We start from the raw sequence: 684 nt of genomic DNA, 5'->3' as shown, positions 1-684 counted from the left end.
GCCCACGCTTCGCCAATTAACCAACTCAACCGCTGTGTGCCACCAGCGCATGGTAAAAGACCAACACCTGCTTCAGGCAGTGCAACCTGAGCCTGTTCTTCGACGATACGGATATCACAGGCAAGTGCACACTCAAGACCTCCACCCATCGCGTAACCATTGATAGCCGCGATGGATACACCCTTAAAACTTGCAAGGGCTTCAAATGCTTCGCCAAAACGGTGTGCAACATCTTTTGAAAGTATCTTGTCGCCGCTACTAAACTGCTTAAGGTCTGCACCAGCAGAGAAAAACTTTTCGCCTTGCCCGTGTATGACTAAGGCACTTATTCCGCTCATTGCATTGAGTTTTACGATGACGCTTGAAAGCGCGCCAAGGCTTTCCAAGTCCCAGGTATTTGCAGGTGGATTGTTGATAGTAATTTTAGCAATATGACCATCGACAGTAACAATAATTTTGTCACTAGGGGAAATAGTCTGATTTTCTTGTGTCATAGCGGGTGTTCTTTCCTTTTTCAGAAGATTGGAATGCGCGAAGCTTGCCTACTAGCTTATCCGAGAAGCTGGAAGTTTTCATCAGATAACAAGGCTCTAGCAATGATTAAGCGCATTACTTCGTTAGTACCTTCGAGAATACGATGCACGCGCGTATCTCTAAAGTAACGTTCGATAGGGTATTCCTTGA

2 protein-coding genes are annotated in these 684 nt (G+C 45.9%); both read right to left on the bottom strand.

Annotated features, from left to right (window positions below; all coding sequences use genetic code 11):
• Positions 1–494 (bottom strand): enoyl-CoA hydratase-related protein (locus A3729_RS28880; RefSeq protein ID WP_197476252.1); only part of this gene is annotated, 494 nt, incomplete at its 3' end.
• A 56-nt stretch (positions 495–550) separates the two neighbouring features.
• Positions 551–684 (bottom strand): acyl-CoA dehydrogenase family protein (locus tag A3729_RS31220; RefSeq protein ID WP_255376421.1); only part of this gene is annotated, 134 nt, incomplete at its 5' end.

Source organism: Oleiphilus sp. HI0043 (genome assembly GCF_001634935.1).
Note: the sequence above shows the minus strand (reverse complement) of the source record. Positions and strands in the feature narration are given on the sequence as shown.